This is a genomic window from Anaerococcus hydrogenalis DSM 7454 (assembly GCF_000173355.1).
Lineage (GTDB): Bacteria > Bacillota > Clostridia > Tissierellales > Peptoniphilaceae > Anaerococcus > Anaerococcus hydrogenalis.
Map to the genome: position 1 here is coordinate 1 of NZ_ABXA01000016.1, position 9082 is coordinate 9082.

Annotated in this window: 10 protein-coding genes and 2 pseudogenes; 5 read left to right on the forward strand and 7 right to left on the reverse strand. The window is 31.5% G+C overall.

Going from position 1 to position 9082, the window contains the following annotated elements:
- Positions 1-95 (reverse strand): annotated as a pseudogene (locus tag ANHYDRO_RS09850) (rubrerythrin family protein); the annotation flags it as partial.
- A gap of 602 nt (positions 96-697) precedes the next feature.
- Here ANHYDRO_RS09850 and ANHYDRO_RS02475 point away from each other — a divergent pair.
- Entirely contained in the window at positions 698-1972 is a 1275-nt protein-coding gene (locus ANHYDRO_RS02475; protein WP_004817542.1) for a glucose-6-phosphate isomerase, read from the forward strand.
- A gap of 46 nt (positions 1973-2018) precedes the next feature.
- On the opposite strand, the gene ANHYDRO_RS10330 is transcribed toward ANHYDRO_RS02475, so the two are convergent.
- Complete coding sequence (locus ANHYDRO_RS10330; protein ID WP_004813062.1) at positions 2019-2423, reverse strand: hypothetical protein; 405 nt, start codon at positions 2421-2423, stop codon at positions 2019-2021.
- Between the two features lie 118 nt (positions 2424-2541).
- The gene (locus tag ANHYDRO_RS11115) at positions 2542-2664 is read right to left on the reverse strand and encodes a hypothetical protein (RefSeq protein ID WP_004813063.1); all 123 of its coding nucleotides are present in this window, start codon (positions 2662-2664) and stop codon (positions 2542-2544) included.
- Between the two features lie 61 nt (positions 2665-2725).
- Between ANHYDRO_RS11115 and ANHYDRO_RS02485 the strand changes: the two genes are divergently transcribed.
- From ANHYDRO_RS02485 to ANHYDRO_RS02500, 4 genes are all read left to right on the forward strand, one after another.
- A complete protein-coding gene (locus ANHYDRO_RS02485; protein ID WP_004813065.1) occupies positions 2726-3577 on the forward strand; it encodes a hypothetical protein in 852 nt (283 codons plus the stop codon).
- Positions 3578-3686: 109 nt separating this feature from the next.
- A complete protein-coding gene (locus ANHYDRO_RS02490; RefSeq protein ID WP_004813067.1) occupies positions 3687-3926 on the forward strand; it encodes a substrate-binding domain-containing protein in 240 nt (79 codons plus the stop codon).
- A gap of 55 nt (positions 3927-3981) precedes the next feature.
- On the forward strand, positions 3982-4785 hold the full coding sequence (locus ANHYDRO_RS02495; RefSeq protein ID WP_039913844.1) for an alpha/beta hydrolase: 804 nt from the start codon (positions 3982-3984) through the stop codon (positions 4783-4785).
- 152 nt (positions 4786-4937) lie between these two features.
- Entirely contained in the window at positions 4938-5120 is a 183-nt protein-coding gene (locus tag ANHYDRO_RS02500) for a 2-keto-3-deoxygluconate permease (protein WP_004813071.1), read from the forward strand.
- Positions 5121-5409: 289 nt separating this feature from the next.
- On the opposite strand, the gene ANHYDRO_RS02505 is transcribed toward ANHYDRO_RS02500, so the two are convergent.
- The 4 genes and pseudogenes from ANHYDRO_RS02505 to ANHYDRO_RS02520 form a co-directional block, all read right to left on the reverse strand.
- Positions 5410-6567, reverse strand: coding sequence for a mannitol dehydrogenase family protein (locus ANHYDRO_RS02505; protein WP_004813073.1), 1158 nt, complete (start codon positions 6565-6567; stop codon positions 5410-5412).
- Positions 6568-6569: 2 nt separating this feature from the next.
- Positions 6570-7115: a PTS mannitol transporter subunit IIA gene (locus ANHYDRO_RS10335; RefSeq protein ID WP_004813075.1), complete on the reverse strand. Its 546-nt coding sequence runs from the start codon at positions 7113-7115 to the stop codon at positions 6570-6572.
- Positions 7116-7267: 152 nt separating this feature from the next.
- Complete coding sequence (gene mtlA / locus ANHYDRO_RS10340; RefSeq protein ID WP_004813076.1) at positions 7268-8464, reverse strand: mannitol-specific PTS transporter subunit IIC; 1197 nt, start codon at positions 8462-8464, stop codon at positions 7268-7270.
- Between the two features lie 345 nt (positions 8465-8809).
- Positions 8810-9082, reverse strand: a pseudogene (locus tag ANHYDRO_RS02520) (MATE family efflux transporter); the annotation flags it as partial.

The following is a 9082-nucleotide window of genomic DNA, read 5'->3' on the forward strand; positions in this document are numbered from 1 at the left end:
TTTGCAGCTATAGTATATCTCATTGTTGCTTGAGATTCTCCTGCGAATGCAGTAATTAAGTTACTAGCTGTCTTTGTACCTTTTAATTCTGGCATATGTATGTCCTTTCTATTAATAATTATGTGTAACCGTTTCGTCTTTACAATTATTACTATAACCTATATTTTTTATTTGTCAAGAATGATTCTAAAGTTTTAATCATTCTAAATAGTGATTTTTATTATCATTATCAGTTTATTTGAGGGAATATTTTTATAAATATTGGTATTTAAACAATATTTTAGTCTTTTTGTTTTTAATCACTTAATTTTAAAAATTCTTATAGAATATTTTATTTATATTATTATTTATTTTATTATTTGAAATTTTTTACCAAGGTTTTCCTTATTTTATTATAAGGATCAGACTGTTGACAAAGTATACAAATCCTCACGCTAAGAATATCATACGAAAAAATTGATTTGATTTCAAATTTGAAAATTCGTAAAAATCGCACTGTTCGAGCGAACGCGAGTTTGCGATTTTAGAATTTTAAAATTTAGAAATCAACAATTTTTGGAGTCAGATATTCGTGCTTGAGGGTTTGTCTACGCTCTGGGATATTTTTTATCGCAATTTTTTTATTCTATTAATTTATCAAAATAAATTTTTCATATTTTCTAATAATGGGTATAATTTAACAAAAGGAGGATTTGTAATGAAAATTGATTTTAATAATGTTGACTTATCAAATCTAGATTCCTATAAAGAAAAAAGTTTAAAGGCTTTTTCTACTTTGATGAACAAAGAAGGAGAAGGTAATGACTTTTTAGGATGGATTGATAGGGCTAATAACCTAGATATGGAAGAATATGAAAGAATTAAAAAAGCTAGCAAGAAAATCCAAGAAAATTCCGATTGTTTGGTAACTATCGGTATTGGTGGTTCTTACCTTGGTACAAAGGCAGTTGACTATGCTATGAAAGGATATTTTTCAAAATCTGATAAGACTGAATTAATTTATGCAGGTCATCAAATTTCTGGGGAATATTTGTATGAGCTTCTTGATTATCTAAAGGAAAAAGAATTTTCTATTAATGTTATTTCTAAGTCAGGTACTACAACTGAACCTGCCATTGCCTTTAGATTTGTTAAGGAACTTTTAGAAGAAAAATATGGAAAAGAAGAAGCTAAGGAAAGAATATTTGTTACAACTGATAGACAAAAGGGCGCTTTAAAAGATTTGGCTGACAAGGAAGGCTATGAAACTTTTGTTGTTCCTGATGATATCGGGGGAAGATTTTCTGTAATTTCTGCAGTGGGTCTTTTACCTTTATGTGCAGCTGGAATTGATATTGATAAATTTGTAGCTGGATTTAGAAAAGGAATTGAAAATTATACTGTAGATTCTTTTGAAGATAATAAGGCTATCCAATATGCAGCTATCAGAAATATGTTATACGAAGACGGCAAGGCTCTTGAAGTTTTGGTAAATTATGAACCAAAATTAAAATATGTATCTGAATGGTGGAAACAATTATTTGCTGAAAGTGAAGGAAAAGATGGAAAAGGACTTTTCCCTGTTTCTGTAAATAATACAACTGACCTTCACTCTGTTGGACAAATGATCCAAGATGGTGAAAGAAATTTATTTGAAACTGTAATTAAGGTTCAAAAAGCTGACAAAGATTTGACTATCAAAGAAGATGCTGACAATCTTGATGGTTTAAATTATCTAGCTGGACGTGACATGAGTTTTGTTAATGAAAAAGCAATGGAGGGAACAATTATTGCCCACGTTAAGGGTCAAGTTCCAAATATTTTATTGACAATTGATGATGTATCTAGCGAAAGTTTGGGTGAATTATTCTATTTCTTTGAAATAGTTGTTGGTGTTAGTGGATATATGTTAGGTATCAATCCATTTAACCAACCAGGAGTTGAAGAATACAAGACTCAAATGTTTAAATTACTTGGTAAACCAGGATATTAAAAAATAAAAAATGTGTTTTACAAAAAATGAGGCTGATTTTACAGCCTCATTTTTCATCTTCAGAATATTTTAATGCTCCTCCCAAAATTCCATTCACAAAATCTCGGGATTCATAAATTTTATAATAGGAAAATTTCTTATCAAGAAGAAGTTTTGCCCTAACAGTTTTTTTCTCTTGTTTTTCATCGGATAATTCTTTGATAAAAGTCTCGTGGAGCCTATCTTTTTTCAAATTATCAAAGACATCTATGTAACAAACATTGCTAACTTCAACGTCAACCTCTAGCCCATCCTTGGTTTTCTTTTTATCCTTAACAAGTACATGCAAGTTTTTAAAATTAGCCTTTAAAAATTCTTCCTGCTCCTTTTTGTTTGTAGAATATGACTCTTTTAATACATCCTCCACCTTAACAATCTTATCAAAATACTTATTTTGCTTATCATAATCCAAATCTTTGATGGCCTCAACTGCCTTATTGATTGACCTTTGAGGAGTATTGATAAATTTTTGATAGATAAATAAAGGAGATAAGAGAATAAGAACAAAAACAACAAGGCTTATAATTCTTCTACGCCTGTATTTTTTTTCTTCTTAATTCTCTTTTTTTATTTCTAGATATCCTGTCGGATCTTTGCGATCTATTTCTTTGGCTTTTTTCGGCAAAAGCCTCACTTCTTTTCTTTCTTGGCATAATTTCCCCTAAATAATTTTCTTTTAGGCTGATATTATTATATAATCAAAGTGGTGATACTATGAAAAAACAAAAACTAATAATAGCAGACCTTATAGCAATTATTTTTACCCTAATTACAATATATTTACCCTTATTTACAAATAAAATAACGTTTTTGCCTATGTATTTTGTCTATATATTTGCATACTTTGCAGTAATATTTTCAAACCAAAAGGATAAAAAAGTCTTATCCTTTTTTATACCCTTTTTTACACTTAGCCTTATACTTATTTTATTAAATAAAGTAAATATTTACAACTTAAAAATAATAAAAACCCAAGTAATAGGAATTTTTAGGAAAAATTACAGCCTTATCCTATACATATTTGCCCTCTATTTTTTAGAAAGACTCTCTACAAAAATATTTGGCTCATATTTTAGCATAGGACTTGCCCTTATTTCTTTGGCCATATTTTTAATAATATTTAACACAAAATACATGGAAAATCTTAGAAAATATAAAGATTATTTCTTCTATATCTTTATATACTTCTCCTTTGCTAGGATATATCCTGCCAAAAAAATAAATAAGTATTTATACATAATAATAATCCTCTTATTTTTCCTAGAAGTCTTGGTAATAGACAAGTATCAAATCTTTATAGGCTTTCATATATCCCTAATTTTAATAATATATTTAATCTTAAAGTCAAATGTCTATGAAATAAATTTTGAAAAATACTTTCTAAACGGGCTCATATACTTATATCCCTTCATAAATATAATCTTAGAAAATATCCTAAACTTTGACTCTCCAATAAAGGAAGTGGCCACAGGCCTTATAGTTTTCTTCTTGACTTTAATTTTTTACCAAATAAAACTAGGATTTTTTGATTATTTATTTTTGGGTATTCATAAGGAAAAAAAATAAAGGTGATGTTGCAGAATAGGTAAATCTATTCTGCTCATCATCTTTTTTATTGTGTATCTATATCAAGCTATTAGATCTATAAAGTCTTGCTGTAAATGCCTATAAACTTATGGCAAATGAAGGAATAAAAATCCCTGAAGACCTTGGCATTATAGGTTTTGACAATATCCATGCAAGAGACTTTACCAACCAAGCCATAACTTCCATAGATCAGAGAATTTCCGACCAGGTTGATTTTGCTATAGATAATCTTCTAAAGATTTTAAATGATGAAAAGGCAGAAACAAATATTGTTTTAGAAGCAAAATCAATTGAAAAGGAAAGCGATTTTAGGGGTATTAATATATAAGAAGATTTTGTTTAGGAGAGCAAATATTCGATATGGAAAAATTGGAGGAATAATCATGACAAATTTTATTGAATCTTTTGATGGCACAGCTTTATTTTACAACAAGGAAGAAGCAAAAAATGCCAAGGCTGCAGTTGTTATTGTCCATGGATTGGCAGAATATTCTGGTAGGTACGATTATGTGGCTGAGAAATTTCACAATGCAGGTTTTTCGACCTATAGGTTTGACCACAGGGGCCACGGCAAGTCTGAAGGCGAGAGGGGATATTACAAGGACTACGAAGACATGCTAGAAGATGTAAATGTAGTTGTAGATAAGGCTATAGAGGAAAATCCTGATAAGCCAGTATTCTTGCTAGGCCATTCTATGGGTGGTTTTGCAGTAAGCCTTTACGGGGCAAAGTATAGGGATAAAAACCTTGTTGGAATCATAACTTCTGGTGGTCTTACCCACGATAATAATAAGTTGACTGAAATGGTAGGTCCTGGCCTTGACCCACACACAGAACTTCCAAACGAGCTTGGCGACGGAGTTTGCTCTGTAAAAGAAGTTGTAGAAGCCTATGTTGCTGACCCATTAAACCTTAAAAAATACCAACTGGGTCTTTTATATGCATTAAAAGATGGAATAGCTTGGTTTAAGGAAAATGAAAAAGACTTTTCTTACCCAGTTTTAATCCTCCACGGCAGGGACGACGCTCTAGTTAACTTCAAAGATTCCTTTGACTTTTTTGAAAACAACTCTTCTAAAGATTGCCAAATTAAAATCTATAAGGGTCTTTGCCATGAAATCATGAATGAATATGCCAAAGACGAAGTAATTGGCGATATCATTGCTTGGATAGATAATAGGCTATAAGCAAAAAATTAACATTAAAAACGCTAGGGGAAATTTCCCTTGGCGTTTTTTATCTTTATTGGGAAATATTTTTGATATATACGGAAAGTTGGAGCAAGTAATAAAATAATCGTAGTTTTTTAATAAGTATAATAACCTTATTACGGAGGATTGTGCTTTCTAAATTTTTTAAAAAAGTCCCAGCGGCTACAATAGTTGTGCCGATGATTTTGGCTTCTATATTAAATACCCTTATGCCTAATCTGTTGAGAATTGGAACAATGACTGAGGCTATTACGAGCAAAGAAATCTTAAATGCTATTATTGACATTACCCTTGTAGCAGTTGGAAGTTAGCTTACCATAAAGAGGCTCAGGCTTGCCCTTCACAGGGGTTTGGTCTTGCTTTTATCAAATGAGTTTTAGGCTTTATATTTTTTACAAGCCTTAGTTTAACATCATCTTGAATATATACTTATGTATTTATGTTTAATTTTAATTGAATTGTATCATTAACTAGTGTAAAATTAGTTAATGATGATGTATTACTATTTTGTTTCATAAATACACTGTATCAGAAAAAGACGAGGATGTTTAGGTCCCTCGTCTTTTTTCTATATTGGGACTTTTGCAACAGCCCCTTTTTTTAGTCTATTTTTTTGTATTGGTCTAGGATTTTTTCAAATAGACCTGGTCTTTGTTTTTTTGTTATTTCTGTGTATTTTTCTATTGCTTTTTCTATGCCATTTTCTTTTATATATTCTTGAATTTCCATTGCTTTTTCGTCTTCTTTGTTATCGTATTTGAAGGCGTAAGCTATGGCTTTTGCAAGGTAGTCATAGGATGAATTGTTATCGTAAGCGCTAATTGCTGGTGATACTAGCCTATCTGTTTTTCCTAATTTTCTTTGTGGGTCTCTTGCAACTCTTGCCACTTCGTCATGGCTTGCTGTTTTAAGGAACCTGTTTAATTTTGCTTCTTTGAATTTATCTAGTTGGTCTTTGTCAAAGCCGTATTTTTTGATTAATACTTCTGATGATTCTTCCATCAATTTTTTTACATCTGATAAAATTTCCTCATCTCCAAATGCCTCATCCATCATTGTATAGCCCTTGTGGTGGCCAAAGTATGATGTTGCTGCGTGCACTCCATTTACTAAGAATAGTTTTCTTTCTAATTCTTCGTCAATATTTTGTGTGTATTCAGCATCCTTTATTGGTTTTGATTTTGGATCTTTTAATTTTGTTTGTTCGATTACAGCTTCGAAATCATCAGATATTTCTACTACAGATCTTCCATCAACCATTTTATTTTGTACAATCCTATCTGTTACTGTGTTTGGGAAGGTAGCTAGTTTGTCTAGGTCTTCTTCTTTGAAGTTTGAGTTTTCTAGTATGTGATTTTTTAAGATATCACTTGCCCTAAAGGCATTTTCAAATGCCATTATATCAACTTTCGGGCTATTTGCTTCTTTTTTTTCTAAGCCCTTAACTAGGATTTTTGATGTTGAGTCTAAATTTTCCACTCTTACTGATGTTGTTATTATGTCAGCTTGGGCAATTTTTTCGTAGATTTTTTCTAAATCTTCTGTCTTTGTTGAGCAAAGGGCAGATACCTTATCTAATTTTATAGCTTCATTGTCATGGTCCATTAATTCTAAGCCTACATATCCATCTTCATTTATTTGATCAACTATTTTATCAAATACATCAACGAATACTAGCTCGTATCCTGAATCATGGATTATTTTTCCTAAAAGTCCACGTCCTATTGCTCCTGCTCCAAATTGAATTGCTAACTTCATTCTTATTCTTCCTCTCTTGTTAAAATTTCATATATTTGGTCTTTATTTCCATTTTCTACAAGTTCGTTTACAATTTCTTCTGTGTTTACATTATTGGCAACATTGGCAAGAATTTGTAAATGGTCATCACCTTTTCCGGCAATTCCTATTATTAATTTTACCAATTCTCCATCCCAATTTACACCTTTTTTAGATGTTATTACTACAAGTCCTGATTTTTTGATTTCTTTTTTAGTTTGGTTTGTTCCGTGAGGAATTGCAAGGCCTATGCCAAAGTGGGTTGGGGCTTCTTTTTCTCTTTGAAGCATGCCATCTTGGTAGCCCTTACCTACAAAACCAGATTTTTCCATCATTTCTTGAACTTTCGCTATGGCTTCTTCCTTGTTTTGGAAATTTTGGTCAAGAACTATATTTTCTTTTGTCAAAATATCTGCTTTTTCTTCTTTTATTTCTTCTACTTCTTCTTTTTTGCTATTTTCATTTGAAAGTTGAGGATTTTCACTTTCTTTTAATCTTTCTACAACTTCATCATATTCCGGTGCTTGCATAAAGTTATCTACTGATACGTGAATTGCGTTTGGTACAATTTGTTTTGCACGTTCTGTTAGATCTTTATGGGTTACAACAAGGTCAACGTCTTTTGGTAGGTTTGCAATTGCTACGTTTGTTATGTCAATTCCTTCAAGAAGGCCTGCTTGTTTTAATTTTTCTTTAAAATACTTGCACCCATTGCTGATGATCCCATTCCAGCATCACAGGCAAATCTTATTTTTGAGATGTTTGAAAAAGATTTTGTCTCATTTTCTAGTGATGATTTTGATGAGTTTTTGCTATCTGATAAATCTTTACTTGCTTGGTCAAAAGTTTTTGATGATTTTGAAGTTTTCAAGATAAATGATGCTACAAGAAGTGATACTAAAGTTGCTACTACAAATCCTAAAATTGTTGCAAGGTAGGATCCTTTTGGTGTCATTGCAAGCCATGCAAGGATTGATCCAGGGCTTGGTGATGCAACAAGTCCACCTTTTAAAATTTCAAGTGTAAATGTTCCTGAAGCTCCTCCAAGGATTGTAGCAAGGATTAATTTTGGATTCATCAATACATATGGGAAGAATATTTCGTGGATTCCCCCAAATACTTGGATGATTGCAGCTCCTGCTGCTGATGATCTTTCTTCTTTTTTTCCAAAAAATGTATAAGCTAAAAGCACTCCAAGACCTGGTCCTGGGTTTGATTCAATCATAAATAGAATTGATTTTCCACTTGTAGCTGCTTGGTCAAGTCCTATAGGTGTAAAAATTCCGTGATTAATTGCATTATTTAAAAATAATATTTTTGCAGGTTCTATAAAAATATGAACCAATGGTAATAATGATTTTTCCAATAAGAAATTGATTCCTGCTGCTAAAATTCCAGTTAAACCTGAAATAAGTGGTGCTACCAATACATATGAAATTAATGAAAGTCCTAGGGCTAAAAATCCTGCTGAAAAGTTATTTACAAGCATTTCAAAACCTTGTGGAACGTGTCCATCATAGGCATCTTGTAATTTTTTTAATAACCAACCAGCCAAAGGTCCTAATAGCATAGCTGCTACTAACATTACTTCATTTTCTGCTGCAGCAATCGCTCCCAACAAGGCTACAACTCCGACAACCCCACCCATTTTTGGATTTACTAAATTACCTCCTGTATAGGCAATAAGCATTGGAATTGCATATTTTAAAAGTGGGCCAACAATTTTATTAAAGTTTTCATTTGGCAACCAACCAGTTGGAATAAATAAAGCTGCCATAAAACCCCAAGCAATAAGTGCCGCTATATTTGGCATTACCATGCTTGATAGAAAAGATCCAAAGTTTTGAACTCTAGACTTTACGCTTTTTTTCTCTGACATAATATCCTCCTAATATATTTTATTTCTATATCATTATACCCTTTTTTTAAAAGAAAATATTTTCATAATTTTTTCGTTCAAATAAAAAAACTGACTAAAATTTTAGTCAGTTTAGAGCTTAGGGAAGTATAGTTTTAGCTAATATTTATTATAAATAAAAATTAAGCTACGTACCATCTCGACTAAGTGAGTGAAACGAACTCATGGAGAGATCTCACTAGATTTCTCCACTCACTACGTACGATAAATCGGGATAAACAACCGAAACCGACGGTTGTTTATCTGGTCGAAATAGCAAATTTTTAGTTTGTCAACAGTCTGAACTGACTAAAATCCTTAGTCAGTTTACATTACCTTTTCAATTTTTTCCTTGTAATCTTTTCTCAAGAAATACACACAATAAAGTCCTGCAATAAATTCTGCTATTATAAAGGAGTACCAAATTTTATCTATATCTCCAGTTCTTTGACCTATAATATACATCAATGGTAATAAAATTATAAATTGTCTTAAAAATGGTTCAAAAAGGGCGATTCCTGCACTTGATAGGGATTGAAAGATTGATGCACACACTATAGAAAAGCCTACCGGCAAATATGAAATTGAAATTATCCTAAT